We start from the raw sequence: 15,409 nt of genomic DNA on the forward strand, positions 1-15,409 counted from the left end.
ATAATCAGGCGATGAAGTGGCGCAGACGTTCGGTGAGCCCGCGATGACGACAGCCGGTGTCGCGGTTGTCGCCGGGGCGGTATTGATCGTCGGCGCGCTGCTGGTCTGGTCTCGAACCCGACGAGTGGTGACCACTCCGGCCGAGCGGGCGGTGTACAGCGCACTGCATACGGCCTCGCTGGCCGCGCGCCCGTTGCGGCAGGGGTTGAACGATCGGTCCGCCCAGGAGGCCGCGCCGCATCTGCGGACACTGACCGGAGCCGACGCGTTGGGCGTCGCCGATCCGGATGGCACGCTGCTGGCTTGGGACGGGCCGCATTCGGATCTGGCCGGGCCGTTCGCCGCTGCGGCCAGGCGGGCGGTGGTGACCGAGCGACCGGTGCTGGTGTCGGGGCCTGGTCGCAGTGAACATGCCGGGCGAACACTGATCGCACAGCCGCTGCTCATCGAAAATGGCGGGGTAGCAGGGGCTTTAGGGGTGGTGACCACCGGGAAGCCGGAACCCGGACGGCTAGGTGCGGTCGCGGAGGTGGCGCGATACGCCTGCGGACAGCTGGAATTGGCGGAATTGGACGCCTCGCGGGCCCGCCTCGATCGAGCCGAGGTACGTGCGTTGCGGGCCCAGATCAGCCCGCATTTCATCTATAACGCGCTCAATACCGTTGCGTCCTTTGTACGTACCGATCCGGATCGGGCGCGCGAGCTGATCCTGGAGTTCGCGGACTTCACCCGATATTCCTTCCGTGCCGCGGGCGAATTCACGTTGCTCTCCGACGAACTGCGCAATATCGAGCGGTACCTCGCGCTGGAACGAGCCCGGTTCGGTGACGCCTTGCAGGTTCGGTTGCAGATCGCGCCGGAAGTGCTCGGCGTCGTACTGCCGTTCCTGGCGCTGCAACCGTTGGTGGAGAACGCGGTTCGGCACGGCTTGGCCGGGGCGACGCGCGGCGGGACGGTGACCATCGTCGCGACCGATGCGGGTACCGACTGTGTGATCAGCGTCGAGGACGACGGAATCGGGATGGATCCGGACCTGCTGCGCTCCGGCGCCCTCGATGCCATCGAAACCGGAACCGGCCCAGCGGGTTCCGGAGAATCCGCCCATGTGGGCCTGGCCAATGTCGACGACCGGCTACGGGCGACCTTCGGCAATGACTACGGCCTGATCGTGGAGACCGCCCCCGGCGCGGGCACCAAGGTGAGCCTGCGCGTCCCGAAGTTCCGCGCAGGCATCCAGGCCTGACCACACACGCCTGGCTCCACCCGGCTCCTGCTCGACCGCACGGCTCCAACTACGAACGCCGGTCAAGCCAGGTGTCGACATCCGGGTCGACGGTGAACAGGCTCCGCTTACGATGGAACGACTGTGACCCGGACCACCGACCAGTCCGCCGCCGCACTGCGCGTGCTCGCCGTGGACGACGAGAAGCCCGCTCTGGACGAGCTGGTGTATTTGCTGCGTGCGCAGCCGGGGGTCGGTGAAATCCGCAACGCTAGCGATGCGACCAGTGCATTGCGGCTGATGCGGGCACATCCGATCGATGCGGTATTCCTCGATATCAATATGCCCGGGCTGGACGGCATGGAATTGGCGGGCATCCTGTCCGAGTTCGCGAACCCGCCCGCCGTGGTCTTCGTGACGGCCCACGATGACCAGGCGATCGCGGCCTTCGATCTGGGTGCGGTGGACTATCTGCTCAAACCGCTGCGAGAGGCGCGGTTGGCGGAGGCGGTGCGGCGGATCGTCACGACACGCACCACACCGGCCCCGGCCGTTGCGGCCTCGCGCAGCGACCCGAACGAGGTGATTCCGGTCGAGCTGGGCGGGGTCACCACGCTGGTGCATCGGTCGAGTGTGAGCTGGGTCGAGGCGGAGGGCGATTATGCCCGACTGCACACCAGCGGCGGCTCGCATCTGGTGCGGATTCCGTTGTCGGCGTTGGAATCCCGGTGGGAGAACGCCGGATTCCTGCGGGTGCACCGGTCTTATCTGGTGGCACTGCGGTTGGTGACCGGGCTGCGCACAGTCGGCACCGGAACAGTGGTGCGGCTGCGGGCCGACGGCAAGGCCGCGGCGGTGGAGTTGCCGGTGAGTCGTCGGCAAGTGCGCGAGCTGAAGCAGCGGCTGGTGCACGGGCCGCGACAGCAGTGGACGAATCCGTGACCACTCCGCAGCGTCCGACCAGACAGCGCGTCGTGCTCGCCGAACGCCGCGGTGCGCGACGCGTCCGGACCCGCACGGAAGTGGTCGAGCAGACCGAGATCGGCGAGGCACTGATCGGTGGGCTGATTCGGGCGCAGTTGGGGTTGGCGGCGCGGGTCGGATTGGTCATGGTGCTCGTATTGTGTTCGCTGCCGGTGCTTTTCCGGCTCGGGTCGGTGGGTTCGTTCGTTCTGCTCGGGGTACGGCTGCCGTGGTTGCTGCTCGGCATTGCCGTGTATCCGGTGCTGTATGGCGCCGGGCGGCTCTATGTCCGACTCGCGGAACGCAATGAGCAGGATTTCCTGGATTTGGCCGAGGACTGAGTTCCATGTGCCGCGCCGCAATACCGCTGGCCCACCGCCCCGCCGAATATCCGCGCGCCACGAGCCGGATCAGCGGGCACCCACCGAGTGACGATGTATGTGGACCGGCCACGGGTTGCGTGCCGTGAATACCCCGTCGACACCAGCACTCACGGTTTTCGCCTTGCTGCTCGCCGCCCTCGCCACGGTCGCGATCGGCGTCTACGGTGTTCGGTTGGCGCGCACCACCTCCGACTTCCTGGTCGCCTCACGCAGCGTCGGGCCGCGCTGGAATGCGGCCGCGATCTCCGGCGAATACCTCTCGGCCGCTTCATTTCTCGGAGTCGCGGGACTGATCGCGAAATACGGCGCGGACGCGCTCTGGTATCCGGTCGGATTCACCGCCGGATATCTCGGACTACTGCTGTTCGTCGCCGCGCCGCTGCGCCGGTCGGGCGCATACACCGTGCCCGATTTCGCGGAGTTCCGACTCGGATCGCTGCGGCTGCGCAGGCTGGCGGCGGTCGTGGTGGTGCTGGTGTGCGGGGTCTATCTCATTCCACAGTTCCAGGGCGCGGGGCTCACGCTGCACATCCTGCTGAATGTGCCGAAATGGGTCGGCGCGGTGGCGGTCGGGGCGATCATCATCGCGAACGTGGCCGGCGGCGGCATGCGGTCGATCACGCTGGTGCAGGCCTTCCAGTACTGGTTGAAGCTGACCGCGGTGGCGATTCCGGCGCTGGTGCTGCTCGGTCATTTCCTGGCCGAGGACCGCGAACTCGGCACACCCGCGCCCCCGGTGGTCACCGAGCGCACCACGGTGGATGTCAGCACCGGCGTCATCGTGCAGGTCGGTGCGCCGCAGCAGGTTTCGATCACTGGAACGCTCGACGATCGCACGGTGGACGGTCCGGTCCTGCTCACACCCGGCGCGCACGAACTGGCGGCGGGCACCGAACTGACCCTGGAGGCTGGCTCCACCGTCCCGGTGGTGGCCGGAGCGCCGACGGACGGTGCGGCCTGGCTGGCGCCCGGCGGCGGATTCGGCGGCTCCCATCCCACCTACCAGGTGTATTCGCTGATCATCGCCACTTTCCTCGGCACAATGGGACTTCCGCACGTTTTGGTGCGGTTCTATACGAATCCCGATGGCCGTGCGGCGCGCACGACCGCACTCGCGGTGATCGGCCTGGTCGGAGTGTTCTACCTCTTCCCCATTCTGCTGGGGGTTTTCGCGCGGCTGTACGTGCCGCAGTTGCTGATCACCGGCACCTCCGATGCCGCCGTGGTGCTGCTGCCCGGATCAGTGCTGGCGGGCCTGCCCGGACAACTGCTGGCGGCACTGGCCGCGGCCGGTGCGATCGCGGCGTTTCTTTCCACTTCGTCCGGGCTGTTGGTCAGCATCGCGGGTGTGCTCAGCACGGACATGCTGCGTGGACGGATTCGCGACTTCCGGACCGCCGCGGTATTCGCCGGTGCCGTGCCCCTCGGTGTTTCGATCATGGTGGTCTCGCTGGATCTGTCCCGCACTGTCGCCCTTGCCTTTTCGGTCGCGGCCTCGACACTGTGCCCGCTGTTGGTGCTCGGCATCTGGTGGCGCGGTCTGACGGCCAAGGGCGCGGCCACCGGACTGATCGTGGGCGGCCTGGCGGCGGGCGGCGCGACCGTGGTTTCGGTGACCGGCGGCATCTCCGACGAGCTCGCGGACGGCTGGCTCGCGGCCGTCCTCGGCTATCCGGCGGCGCTCAGCGTACCGCTGGCATTCGCATCGATGATCCTGGTCAGCGTGCTGACGCGCGGTCAGGACGCCCGCACGATCGGGCGCATCTTCGTCCGAATGCACGCGCCGGAGCGGCTGGGTATGGGCGCGGACCGGGAGCGCGCCATCGGGCTGAACCGCTGACCGTTCGTCGCGGCCTGCCGACCGTTCACCGCACAAACCGGCGCCTTCACAGAGTGATCCACGCCACATCATGAATCCCTCACGAGCGCCCCCTTATGGTCGGCGGATAGTAAGTCACGTCACACGCTAGGACCCTGCGATGACCAGTATCGACCTCGACAAAGATGGCACGCCACCGCGGCGCACGCCGACAGCGGAGGATTTCGCCGCCGTCCAGTCGAGTCCCCAGTTCCAGGAATTGCGAAGCCGGTTGCGCCGCTTCATCTTTCCGATGACCGCACTGTTCCTGGTCTGGTACCTGAGCTATGTGTTGCTCGGCGCCTACGCGCACGACTTCATGGCCACCCAGGTCATCGGCAATATCAATCTCGGCCTGCTGCTCGGCCTCGGGCAATTCGTCTCGACCTTCGTGATCACCTGGCTGTATGTCCGGTTCGCCAATAAGGAACTGGATCCGCGCGCCGCGTCGATCCGCAACTATCTCGAGGGAGACCAGGCGTGAGTACGCAATATCTGTCCGCCGCGGAGAAGGTCGGCAACCCGGCCGCGAATATCGCCATTTTCGGCCTTTTCGTGGCGATCACGATGATCGTGGTGATCCGGGCCAGCCGCAACAACCGCACCGCCGCCGACTACTTCACCGGCGGCCGCGGCTTCTCCGGCCCGCAGAACGGCATCGCCATCGCGGGCGATTACCTTTCCGCCGCAAGCTTTCTCGGCATCGCGGGCGCCATCGCGGTATACGGCTACGACGGGTTCCTGTACTCGATCGGCTTCCTGGTGGCCTGGCTGGTCGCACTCCTGCTGGTCGCCGAAATGCTCAGGAACACCGGCAAATTCACCATGGCGGATGTGCTGAGCTTCCGGCTGAAAGAAGGCCCCGTCCGCACCGCGGCCGCGTTGACCACGCTCGCGGTCTCACTGTTCTATCTGCTCGCGCAGATGGCGGGCGCGGGCGGTCTGGTCGCGCTGCTGCTCGATATCTCCGATAAGACCGGACAGAGCATCGTCATTGCCGTCGTCGGCGTGCTGATGATCGTGTACGTGCTGGTCGGCGGCATGAAGGGCACGACATGGGTGCAGATCATCAAGGCGGTGCTGCTCATCACCGGCGCGGCGCTGATGACGGTGATGGTGTTCGCCAAGTTCGGCTTCAACTTCTCCGACATCCTCGGTTCGGCACAGGATGCGGTGCACGGTTCCAAGACCAAGGGCGTAGCCGCCCGTGACGTGCTCGCCCCCGGCGCTCAGTACGGCGGCAGCGCGACCTCCAAGCTGAACTTCGTCTCGCTCGGCCTGGCGCTGGTGCTCGGCACCGCGGGTCTACCGCATGTGCTGATGCGCTTCTACACCGTGCCGACCGCGAAAGAGGCACGGCGCTCGGTGGTTTGGGCGATCGGCCTGATCGGCGCGTTCTACCTGTTCACCCTGGTGCTCGGTTACGGTGCGGCCGCCATTGTCGGGCCGGATCGCATTCTCGCCGCGGCGGGCGGGCAGAATTCGGCGGCGCCGCTGCTGGCCTTCGAACTCGGCGGGGTAATCCTGCTCGGTGTCATTTCCGCGGTCGCCTTCGCCACCATCCTCGCGGTCGTCGCGGGCCTGACCATCACCGCATCGGCATCGTTCGCCCACGATATCTACGCGAGCGTGATCAAGAAGGGGCAGGTCGACGAGAACAAGCAGGTCAGGGTATCCCGGATCACCGCGGTGGTGATCGGTGCGCTGGCCATCGGCCTCGGCATCCTGGCCAACGGCCAGAACATCGCCTTCCTGGTGGCGCTGGCCTTCGCGGTCGCGGCGGCGGCGAATCTGCCGACCATCGTGTACTCCCTGTTCTGGAAGCGGTTCAACACCACCGGCGCCCTGTTCAGCATGTACGGCGGCCTGATCTCGACCATTGTGCTGATCGTGTTCTCCCCCGCGGTATCCGGGACGAAGACCTCGATGATTCCGGGATCGGATTTCGATTGGTTCCCGCTGTCGAATCCGGGAATCGTCTCCATCCCACTGGCTTTCGTACTCGGTGTGGTCGGCACCTTCCTGGGCAGGCGTAAGCCGGAGGATCCGGCGAAGCAGGCCGAGATGGAGGTTCGCTCGCTCACCGGTGTCGGCGCGGAGAAGGCCGTCGTGCACTGACCGCATCCGACTGAGCTTGCCGCCCTTGTTGTTTCGAGAGGATAGATCGACGTTGACCAGTGCAACCACCGACCCGACCACCTACCCGCCGGATGCGGCGTTCGCCGCGAGCGCCAATGCCGATGCGGCACTGTACGATCGCGCTGCCGCCGATCGGCTGGAGTTCTGGGCCGAGCAGGCTCGGCGGTTGCATTGGCATCGGCCGTGGACCCGGGTCCTCGACTGGAGCGACGCGCCGGTCGCGAAATGGTTCGTCGACGGCGAACTCAATGTCGCCTACAACTGTGTGGACCGGCACGTACTCGACGGATACGGCGAGCAGGTGGCCATCCATTGGGAGGGCGAACCGGGCGACTCCCGCGATATCACCTACAGCGAGTTGCTCGCCGAAGTATCCAGGGCGGCAAACTATTTCACCGATCTCGGGCTGCGGACCGGCGATCGCGTCGCCATCTACATGCCGATGGTGCCGGAGGCGATCGTCGCCATGCTGGCCTGCGCCCGGCTCGGCCTCACCCATTCGGTGGTATTCGCCGGATTCTCACCGACTGCCCTGCGCCAGCGGGTCGACGATGCCGGGGCCCGATTGGTGATCACCACCGATGGGCAGTGGCGCCGCGGCACCGCAGCACCGCTGAAGGCCGCCGTCGACGAGGCGCTTGCCGATGGCGAACACACCGTCGAGCGCGTACTCGTGGTGCGGCGCACCAACATCGAGGTGCCGTGGACCGAGGGCCGCGATCTGTGGTGGCACGACACCGTCACCGACGCATCCCCCGATCACGAGGCGCAGGCCTTCGACGCCGAACATCCGCTGTTCATCCTCTACACCTCGGGCACCACCGGAAAACCCAAGGGCATCCTGCACACTACCGGCGGTTATCTCACCCAGGCCGCCTATACCCACCACAACGTCTTCGATCATCGTGCGGGACAAGACGTCTACTGGTGCACCGCTGATATCGGCTGGGTCACCGGACACAGCTATATCGTCTACGGACCGCTGGCCAACCGCACGACCCAGGTCGTCTACGAGGGCACCCCCAACTCCCCCGATGAGCACCGGCATTTCGACATCATCGAAAAGTACGGCGTCACCATCTATTACACCGCCCCCACCCTGGTGCGGACCTTCATGAAGTGGGGTCGCGAGATTCCGGACGCGCACGACCTGTCCTCGTTACGACTGCTCGGCAGCGTCGGCGAGCCGATCAATCCGGAGGCCTGGCGCTGGTACCGAGAGGTATTGGGCGGCAATCGGACTCCCATCGTGGACACCTGGTGGCAGACCGAGACCGGTGCGATCATGATCTCCCCGCTGCCCGGTGTGACCGCGGCCAAACCGGGTGCGGCCATGACGCCGCTGCCCGGCATCTGCGCGAAGATCGTCGACGACGACGGCGCCGAACTCGCGCACGGCCGCTCCGGACTGCTGGTGCTTGATCAACCGTGGCCCTCGATGCTGCGCGGTATCTGGGGTGATATGGACCGGTTCCGCGAGACGTACTGGGACCGATTCGCCGACCGCGGCTGGTATTTCGCCGGTGACGGCGCCAAGTTCGACGACGGCGGCGACCTGTGGGTACTCGGCCGGGTCGACGATGTCATGAATGTCTCCGGCCACCGGATCTCCACCGCCGAGGTCGAATCCGCGCTCGTCGGACATGGCTCGGTCGCCGAGGCCGCGGTGGTCGGCGCGAACGATGCGACCACCGGGCAGGCCATCGTCGCCTTCGTCATTCTCACCGCGGGCGCGCACAATTCCGGCGATGCGCTGATCGGTGAACTGAAAGCCGCTGTCTCCCAGGAGATCAGCCCCATTGCCCGACCGAGACAGATCCATATCGTCCCGGAACTCCCGAAAACCCGCAGCGGCAAGATCATGCGCCGCCTGCTCCGCGATGTCGCAGAGGGTCGAGAACTCGGCGATACGTCGACCCTCGTCGATCCGTTGGTCTTCGAGGCCATCGCCCGCGGATAGGCGCCGCCCCCAGCGGCGGACCCGGCCACCACGACGATGAGGGGGACCGGGTCCGCCGCTTCGCCTCGGCCGACTCGCCGCCGAGATCGCGGCGCGAACTCGGCACCCGGCTAGAATTCGCGACGTGCGAATTGCCGCGCTCCGCCTCTGCGCTGTCGTCGGCGCCATCCTGATCGCCACCACTTGTCTGCTGCTCGGTGCATCGCGCGCGCAAGCCATGGCAGACAAACGCTGCTACACCAACGCCGCGGGCACCCGCTGCTACTACCTGCATGTACCACCGGGCAGCAGTGTGGGTAGGCCGCTCATGGTGTACCTGCACGGTTGCAACGACCCGCTCACCGAGGCCCAACCGAGGGGGTTCTCGCTCACCCGGGTCGCCGACGAAATGGGTTTCGTACTCGCCTATCCGATCCAGGATCAGGCGGCGAACAAAGACTCCTGCTGGAACTGGGACAAGGCCGAGGACCGCGAACGCGGCCGGGGCGAGCCGTCGATCATCGCGGGCATCACCACTACGCTCATCGATGAATTCCAACTCGATCGCTCGCGGGTCTATCTCGGCGGATACTCCGCGGGTGGCGCGATGACCACCAATCTGGGCGCCAACTACCCGGACCTCTACGCGGCGATCGCCCCGATGGCCGGTGCGCCGTATCGCTCCGAACTCGGTGGCCAAGTGATCATCGACGCGATGGCCGCACGTGCCCGCCCGATGCCGACATACTTCCTGCAGACCCTCTTCGACGAGATCAGCAACTACGTGATCGGCCGCACCAACCTCGCACAGTGGCGCGAAGCCGATAACCTCGCGGATCCGGGTTCGATGCCGACCCTGCCGACGCGTCAGGAAGTTCTCGCCGCCGGACCGGGTCTTCCGATCCCGCTCACCGTCGAGCACTACCAGAGTCCGCGCGGATGTGAACTGGCGCAATTCACCACACCGCTGCTCGCCGAGCACGCGATAGGGGCACGCGTCGTTCAGGATGACGGGGGCATCGAGGTCCAGCGCAACCTGATGCGTTTTCTGCTCGCCCACCGCATGACCGCACCCCACCAAGCCTGTTAGTCGACGAAGTCTCGGATACCGCGGTGCGCGACAGCGTTCGCGCAGTGGATATTCGCGCACGAATACTGCGAGATCGCCCGCGGCTTCACGATATTCACCCAGCGAAAGCCGCGCCTCGGCCAATTCCTCGACTGCGACCAAGCGCTGCTCCTGGAGCTGAGCGATGACAGCCCTGGCGAAGATCCAGGCCCGCCACACCGACCCGGCGGTAAGAACCGACACGTCTCGAGACACGCCGCTCAACGGCTGCCGCGAGTGCGCTGTTTGAACCGTTCGACGGGTTCACCACGTAGTCAATGCGAACGGCGGCGCCTGGTGGCCGCGCATCGAGGAGACCCTATGAAACGACTGGGACCGTGGCTCACCCTCGCGGCAGTGGCCGTACTCGGCCTCGTCCTACTGGTCATCAATATGTCCAAGGACACCGACCCACCGGCCGCGAATACGAATGCGGTGGTCACAACCAACCCCGTGGCCACGACACAGCCGCCGCTACCGACCACCACTGCGGCTGTTCCATTTCCCGGCAAGGCCGACTATGTGGGCACCATCCCGCTCGCCTCCGGCGGCACCATCGCACTCGAGATCACCGTCGCGGGCGACAAGGCCATCGCCTATGCCTGTGACGGCAAGAGCATCGAGTCCTGGCTGCGAGGTCCGGCCACGAACGGGTCCTTGCGGCTGACAGGCAAAGACGAGGCGAAACTGACCGGCGCCTTCGACGGCAAGGCGGTGCACGGGACGCTCTGGATCGGCGGCAAGCAGTGGAGCTACACCGCGAATCCGGTGCAACCACCCGCCGGACTCTATGTCTACAGCGAGGCGGGCACCCGCCAGAGCTGGATCGTCGATGCGAACGGCGGAGTCACCGGCGTCCAACGCAATCCCGACGGCTCCACCACCCCTGCCGTCGGTCTCGCGCCCGACGCGACGGCCATCGTCAACGGCAAAAAGGTAACCGCGAACAAGGTAAGTGGTGGTGACAGTGTCGGCTGATCGAGAAGCGCCGACGGTCCGGGTGAATCCGGGCCGAGCGTCGGCGGCGGCCATCGTCATTCCGCTGCTCGTCGGCGCGGCAGTCTCGGTGCTGCTGGGCGTCTACGCGAAACAGCATGACCCACGGTTCTTTTCGATCAATGTGGCCGGATTCTCCAGTCCGGTCGCGGTGAAGACCTGGCTGGCCACCCTGGCGACCGCACTCGCGCTGTTCCAATTGATTTCCGCGCTGACCATGTACGGCAAGCTCGGCGCGATCTTCCCGAAGACTCCGTCCTGGATCGCACCCGCGCATGTCTGGTCGGGCCGACTCGCCGTCCTCGTCACCGTCCCGGTCGCCGTGCATTGCCTGTTCGCCTTGGGTTTTCAGGACTACGAAAACCGCGTACTCATCCATTCCCTGCTCGGTTGCTTCTTTTATGGAGCATTCGTCGCCAAGATGCTGCTGCTGACCCGAAAGGGCCTGCCCGGCTGGGTCATTCCCGTCGCGGGCGGCCTGGTACTCGTCGGGCTGACCGGCCTCTGGCTCACCTCGGCCCTGTGGTTCTTCCAGCACAACGGCATCACCTTCTGATCGGAGTCCGATATGACCAACGATGATCTCGTCCTCGACCGCCGCCGCGTCGTAATCGCGGGCGCCGGGGCAGCGGCCGCCATGGCCGCGCTGACCGCATGCACCACCTACGGCAAGACCGACGCCCCCGCGGCCGAACCACCCAGGGCCGCCGCCGGATCGACCGGACCGAATGTCTCCGCCGGAGGGCCGAATGCCATCGCCACCACTGCCGAGGTGCCGGTCGGCGGTGGTGTGATCAAGGGCGATGTGGTGGTGACCCAGCCGAATGCCGGTTCCTTCGTCGGCCTGTCCTCGACCTGCACACATGCGGGCTGCAAGGTCGCGACGGTTTCCGGCGGCACCATCAACTGTGCCTGCCACGGCAGCAAATTCGGTCTAGACGGCTCGGTCGTCAACGGCCCGGCCACCCAGCCGCTCGCCCCGAAATCCGTTCACGTCGAGGGCGACTCGATCGTGCTGGGATAAGCAGCACGCGATCTGCCGCGCGGCACACCGACCGCGCGGCAGATCACACAAACGCTCAGGCCCCGCCGAACAATTCGGCCATCCGCCGGTCCATCTCATCCGGCGGCACATCCTCGACGTGCGTGGCCACGGTCCACCGGTGGCCCCACGGATCCTCGAACGCACCACTGCGGTCACCGTAGAACTGGGTGGTCATCGGGGTGAGCTCCTTGGCGCCCGCGGCGAGGGCGGCGCTGAAAGCGGCATCGGCGTCCTCGACATAGACGTAGAGATTGACCGGCGTGCCGCCGACCGTCTTCGGGTCGAGGAAATCCATATCGGGGGCCGGATCGCCGACCATGATGAGCGAATTGCCGAACGTGAGCTCGCAGTGTGCGATCTTGCCCTCCGGTCCAGGCATGCGCATTCGCTCCGATGCGCCGAAAATATTCTTGTAGAAGTCGATGGCGGCAGCGGCCCCATCGATTGCCAATCCCGGCGAGACCACCGGATAACCCTCGGGGATCGGTTTCACATCGGACATGGGATACCTCCGATCGAGGCGTTTGTCGGACAGGTGCGAGCCTATTCCTCACCCGTAAGACGACATGCCTGATCGGCACAAACAGCTACGGACTCATTCGTTCCAGGTGACCTGCGTATTGATCGTCTGCTGCAGCATGCTCGCGCTGCGCGGGTCGCGGTAGGCCTGGTGTCCGCCGACCGTGATCGAGCCCGCGACCGGCAGCGGCAGGCCCAGGTCGACGGTGATCGTGCCCGAACCCTGCATGACGTAATCCTTGATGTCGAGGGTGCCCGCATTATTGGGTAGCGACCACACCTGCGACTTCGGTTTCTGGGTCACCTCGAGTTCGATGGTCAGCCGGTCGCCCTCACGCTTGGTCAGCGTGGCGGTGGTCACCTGATCGAGTGCGACACCACCGTCGACCTCCTGCCGCACCGTCCACACCGCACCCTCACCGACCGGTTCGTCCGGAAAGGTGATCGAACGGTAGACCGCCTGGTAGAAGGCCTGCTCCAAGGCTGCGCGGGCGTTATTGGAGGTGTCCGGTGCCGGGGCGAGCCGCAGCGCGGTGATCGCGCCGAGTTCGCTCATATCGAATCCGGCATGCGAACCATCGGCGGCGGTGAGCGCCTTGGCCAGCGACGGATCCGGGGTCGAAATGGTGCCGAGAGTCAACTCGACACCGTCACCGTCGGTCTGCGCCATCATCGGAATCGTCAATGCGGGCGACGAGAAATCGCTCGGCGGCTGATCATTGATCTGCTGCTCGATGTGGTGATCGGTGCGCAGCGTCACCTGCTGCACCGTGCCCGCCGGATAGCCGGGACGCAGCAGCGATCGCGGCTCCTCACCCGCCGAGACCACAGTGGCGACCGCGGCCGAAATCGGCACGGTCACTTCCTTGCCGATGCCGACCGGCTCGGTGCTGTCGGCATCGACGCGCGAATCGGCACCGTCACTACAGCCGACACCGAACGCGGACAGTCCGACCGCGAGCACCACCAGAAGCGCACCCGAGCGCGCGATTCGGGGTACGTGGGAGGAAGACAACACCGTCACGAGCATCAGAGTACGACCGCTTCCTGAGTGTCAGCTGGGACATGCGGGTGACCGCGTGCGTAGCGCAAATCGTTACTCGAGAGATGATGGTCGGCGTGAGTGACGACCGGCCGCCCGAGGACAAGCCCGCCGATAGCGCGATGCCACCCAGCGACGACGCAGAAAATCCGACCCCGACCGCCGATCCGGGGAAGCCCGCCGCACCGCTGCGGCTACGCACGCTGCTGATCATCGCCGCGGTATTGCTCGGCCTCGACCTGCTCACCAAGACCATCGTGGTGGCCGAGCTGACCCCGGGCGATCCGGTGCCGATCATCGGCGATTTCGCGCGATTGTCGCTGGTACGCAACCCGGGCGCGGCATTCTCGATGGCCACCGGCATGACCTGGCTGCTGACCCTGGTCGCCGCGGCCGTGGTGATCGGGGTGATCCGCATCGGTCGCACGCTGCGCTCGCTGTGGTGGGCGATCGGACTCGGCATGGTGCTCGGCGGCGCGCTCGGCAATCTGGTCGACCGGTTGTTCCGCGCGCCCGGACCACTGCAGGGACATGTGGTGGACTTCATCGCCGTCGGCTGGTGGCCGGTATTCAATCTGGCCGACTCCTCGATCGTGTGCGGCGCGATCCTGCTGGTGGTGCTGACGGTCTTCGGCTTCGAACCCGACGGCACACGCGCCGGACACCGCCACCCCGAAGCGACCGCCACCGAGACCGCCGCGAAGCCGGACGAGCCCTCGGACAACGGCGCCAACGGTGCGGCCAGCAGCAAGGGGAATGCGGCGTGAGCGAGCGAACCATGTCACAGCGAGCTTCGCTCACGCCGGAACCGAGCGCCAGCGAGGTGCAGGCGTGAGAGAAACTCGGACCATGCCGGTACCCGACGGACTCGACGGAATGCGCGTCGACGCCGGGCTATCCCGGTTGCTCGGTCTGTCCCGCACCGCCGTGGCCGCGCTGGCCGAGGACGGTTCGGTGCAGCTCGACGGCGTCGCCGCGGGCAAATCGGATCGGCTCGTGGCGGGGTCCTGGCTGGAGGTCGAGTTCCCGGAACCGAAGCGTGAACTCACCATCGAGCCCGAACCGGTCGAGGGTATGAAGATCCTCTACGCCGACGATGACATCGTCGCGGTCGACAAGCCGGTCGGCGTCGCGGCGCATACCGGCGTCGGTTGGACCGGGCCGACGGTGGTCGGCGGACTTGCCGCGGCGGGCTATCGCATCTCGACCTCGGGCGCGCACGAGCGGCAGGGCATTGTGCACCGGCTCGATGTCGGCACCTCCGGGGTCATGGTGGTCGCGCAGTCCGAACACGCGTACACGGTACTCAAGCGGGCATTCAAACAGCGCACCGTCGATAAGCGCTATCACGCACTGGTACAGGGACATCCGGATCCGAGCAGCGGCACGATCGATGCGCCGATCGGCCGGGCCCGCGGCGATGCCTGGAAGTTCGCGGTCACCGCGGACGGACGCCCGAGCATTACCCACTACGACACCGTCGAGGCGTTCCAGGCGGCCAGCCTGCTCGATATTCATCTCGAAACCGGGCGCACCCACCAGATCCGGGTGCATTTCTCCGCGATCCGGCACCCCTGCTGCGGTGATCTCACCTATGGCGCGGATCCGCGGCTGGCGGAGCGGCTGGGGCTGGAACGGCAATGGCTGCACGCGCGTTCGCTGGGATTCAACCATCCGGCCGACGGCCGGTATCTGGAGATCACCAGCGAATATCCCGATGATCTGAAGAACGCACTCGACGTGTTGCGCAATGCCTGAAACATTGCGCCGCATTGCCATTGCCGTCGGGGCCGTCGGCTTCGTCGTCCTGATCGTGGTGCTCGGTGTGCTGAATCCCCCGCGACCGTCCGGCATTTCGACCGACCGGCTCGGTCCGGAACGGGGTGAGCATGTCGCGGATTACCTCGCGCGGGCACGGGATTCGCTGTCGGGTTCGGATAGCGACGAGCACTGGGCGCTGGTCTCGTTCACCGAATCCCTCACCCCGGACCAGATTCCGGCACATAGCGGCGGCCTGCGCATCGCCGCGGCGAGCCACCATGTGTCGATACCGCGGGTGAACACTCCGATCGTCACGGTTCAACTGCCCGCGGGAAATGCGGTGGCCGTGGCATCTGCCGACAATGCCGCCTGGCAACTGCTGGCTCAGCACGCGACCGACGATCGCACCAACCACATCAATTCGGTATCGGCGG

16 protein-coding genes and 1 pseudogene are annotated in these 15,409 nt (G+C 66.2%); 14 read left to right on the forward strand and 3 right to left on the reverse strand.

The annotated features are described in order from the left end of the window. The first annotated feature begins 43 nt into the window (after positions 1-43). The 8 genes from NP3_RS15360 (at position 44) to NP3_RS15395 (ending at position 9,594) form a co-directional block, all read left to right on the forward strand. Positions 44-1,243: a sensor histidine kinase gene (locus NP3_RS15360; protein WP_063041921.1), complete on the forward strand. Its 1,200-nt coding sequence runs from the start codon at positions 44-46 to the stop codon at positions 1,241-1,243. Between the two features lie 123 nt (positions 1,244-1,366). Beyond that, positions 1,367-2,164 (forward strand): LytR/AlgR family response regulator transcription factor, encoded by a 798-nt coding sequence (locus NP3_RS15365; RefSeq protein WP_063041891.1) that lies wholly within the window; start codon positions 1,367-1,369, stop codon positions 2,162-2,164. Then, positions 2,161-2,526: a hypothetical protein gene (locus tag NP3_RS15370; RefSeq protein WP_063041923.1), complete on the forward strand. Its 366-nt coding sequence runs from the start codon at positions 2,161-2,163 to the stop codon at positions 2,524-2,526. Before NP3_RS15365 ends, NP3_RS15370 begins: the two co-directional genes overlap by 4 nt. A 124-nt stretch (positions 2,527-2,650) precedes the next feature. Beyond that, entirely contained in the window at positions 2,651-4,408 is a 1,758-nt protein-coding gene (locus NP3_RS15375; protein ID WP_245720948.1) for a sodium/solute symporter, read from the forward strand. A 139-nt stretch (positions 4,409-4,547) separates the two neighbouring features. Then, positions 4,548-4,910: a DUF485 domain-containing protein gene (locus NP3_RS15380; RefSeq protein WP_063041895.1), complete on the forward strand. Its 363-nt coding sequence runs from the start codon at positions 4,548-4,550 to the stop codon at positions 4,908-4,910. Then, positions 4,907-6,544 carry a monocarboxylic acid transporter gene (locus tag NP3_RS15385; RefSeq protein WP_063041897.1) on the forward strand — a complete coding sequence of 546 codons (1,638 nt, stop codon included), beginning with the start codon at positions 4,907-4,909 and terminating at the stop codon, positions 6,542-6,544. The genes NP3_RS15380 and NP3_RS15385 overlap by 4 nt, the downstream gene beginning before the upstream one ends. A gap of 52 nt (positions 6,545-6,596) precedes the next feature. Then, positions 6,597-8,525, forward strand: a complete 1,929-nt coding sequence (gene acs / locus NP3_RS15390; RefSeq protein WP_063041899.1) for an acetate--CoA ligase — start codon at positions 6,597-6,599, stop codon at positions 8,523-8,525. A 124-nt stretch (positions 8,526-8,649) separates the two neighbouring features. Then, positions 8,650-9,594 (forward strand): extracellular catalytic domain type 1 short-chain-length polyhydroxyalkanoate depolymerase, encoded by a 945-nt coding sequence (locus tag NP3_RS15395; RefSeq protein ID WP_063041901.1) that lies wholly within the window; start codon positions 8,650-8,652, stop codon positions 9,592-9,594. Between the two features lie 36 nt (positions 9,595-9,630). On the opposite strand, the pseudogene NP3_RS50420 reads toward NP3_RS15395, so the two are convergent. After that, positions 9,631-9,828 (reverse strand): annotated as a pseudogene (locus tag NP3_RS50420) (BTAD domain-containing putative transcriptional regulator); the annotation flags it as partial. 105 nt (positions 9,829-9,933) lie between these two features. Between NP3_RS50420 and NP3_RS15400 the strand changes: the two are divergent. The 3 genes from NP3_RS15400 to NP3_RS15410 are packed head-to-tail and all read left to right on the forward strand — an operon-like array spanning position 9,934 to position 11,632. Further along, positions 9,934-10,590 (forward strand): hypothetical protein, encoded by a 657-nt coding sequence (locus tag NP3_RS15400; RefSeq protein WP_063041903.1) that lies wholly within the window; start codon positions 9,934-9,936, stop codon positions 10,588-10,590. Then, positions 10,580-11,164 carry a DUF6529 family protein gene (locus tag NP3_RS15405; RefSeq protein WP_063041905.1) on the forward strand — a complete coding sequence of 195 codons (585 nt, stop codon included), beginning with the start codon at positions 10,580-10,582 and terminating at the stop codon, positions 11,162-11,164. The genes NP3_RS15400 and NP3_RS15405 overlap by 11 nt, the downstream gene beginning before the upstream one ends. A 12-nt stretch (positions 11,165-11,176) precedes the next feature. Continuing rightward, positions 11,177-11,632: a Rieske (2Fe-2S) protein gene (locus NP3_RS15410; protein WP_063041907.1), complete on the forward strand. Its 456-nt coding sequence runs from the start codon at positions 11,177-11,179 to the stop codon at positions 11,630-11,632. Positions 11,633-11,687: 55 nt separating this feature from the next. Here the strand turns inward: NP3_RS15410 and NP3_RS15415 are convergent, their stop codons facing one another. Beyond that, positions 11,688-12,155 (reverse strand): VOC family protein, encoded by a 468-nt coding sequence (locus NP3_RS15415; RefSeq protein ID WP_063041909.1) that lies wholly within the window; start codon positions 12,153-12,155, stop codon positions 11,688-11,690. 93 nt (positions 12,156-12,248) lie between these two features. Beyond that, positions 12,249-13,202 (reverse strand): hypothetical protein, encoded by a 954-nt coding sequence (locus NP3_RS15420; protein ID WP_084508609.1) that lies wholly within the window; start codon positions 13,200-13,202, stop codon positions 12,249-12,251. Positions 13,203-13,279: 77 nt separating this feature from the next. Here NP3_RS15420 and lspA point away from each other — a divergent pair, with 77 nt between their 5' ends. From lspA to NP3_RS15435, 3 genes are all read left to right on the forward strand, one after another. Next, positions 13,280-13,981: a signal peptidase II gene (gene lspA, locus NP3_RS15425; RefSeq protein WP_063041911.1), complete on the forward strand. Its 702-nt coding sequence runs from the start codon at positions 13,280-13,282 to the stop codon at positions 13,979-13,981. A gap of 64 nt (positions 13,982-14,045) precedes the next feature. After that, positions 14,046-14,972 (forward strand): RluA family pseudouridine synthase, encoded by a 927-nt coding sequence (locus tag NP3_RS15430; protein WP_063041913.1) that lies wholly within the window; start codon positions 14,046-14,048, stop codon positions 14,970-14,972. Then, the coding region (locus NP3_RS15435; RefSeq protein WP_063041915.1) for a hypothetical protein at positions 14,965-15,409 on the forward strand (445 nt) is incomplete at its 3' end. The genes NP3_RS15430 and NP3_RS15435, both read left to right, overlap by 8 nt.

The sequence above is a fragment of the Nocardia pseudovaccinii NBRC 100343 genome, assembly GCF_001613225.1.
GTDB classification, from domain to species: domain Bacteria; phylum Actinomycetota; class Actinomycetes; order Mycobacteriales; family Mycobacteriaceae; genus Nocardia; species Nocardia pseudovaccinii.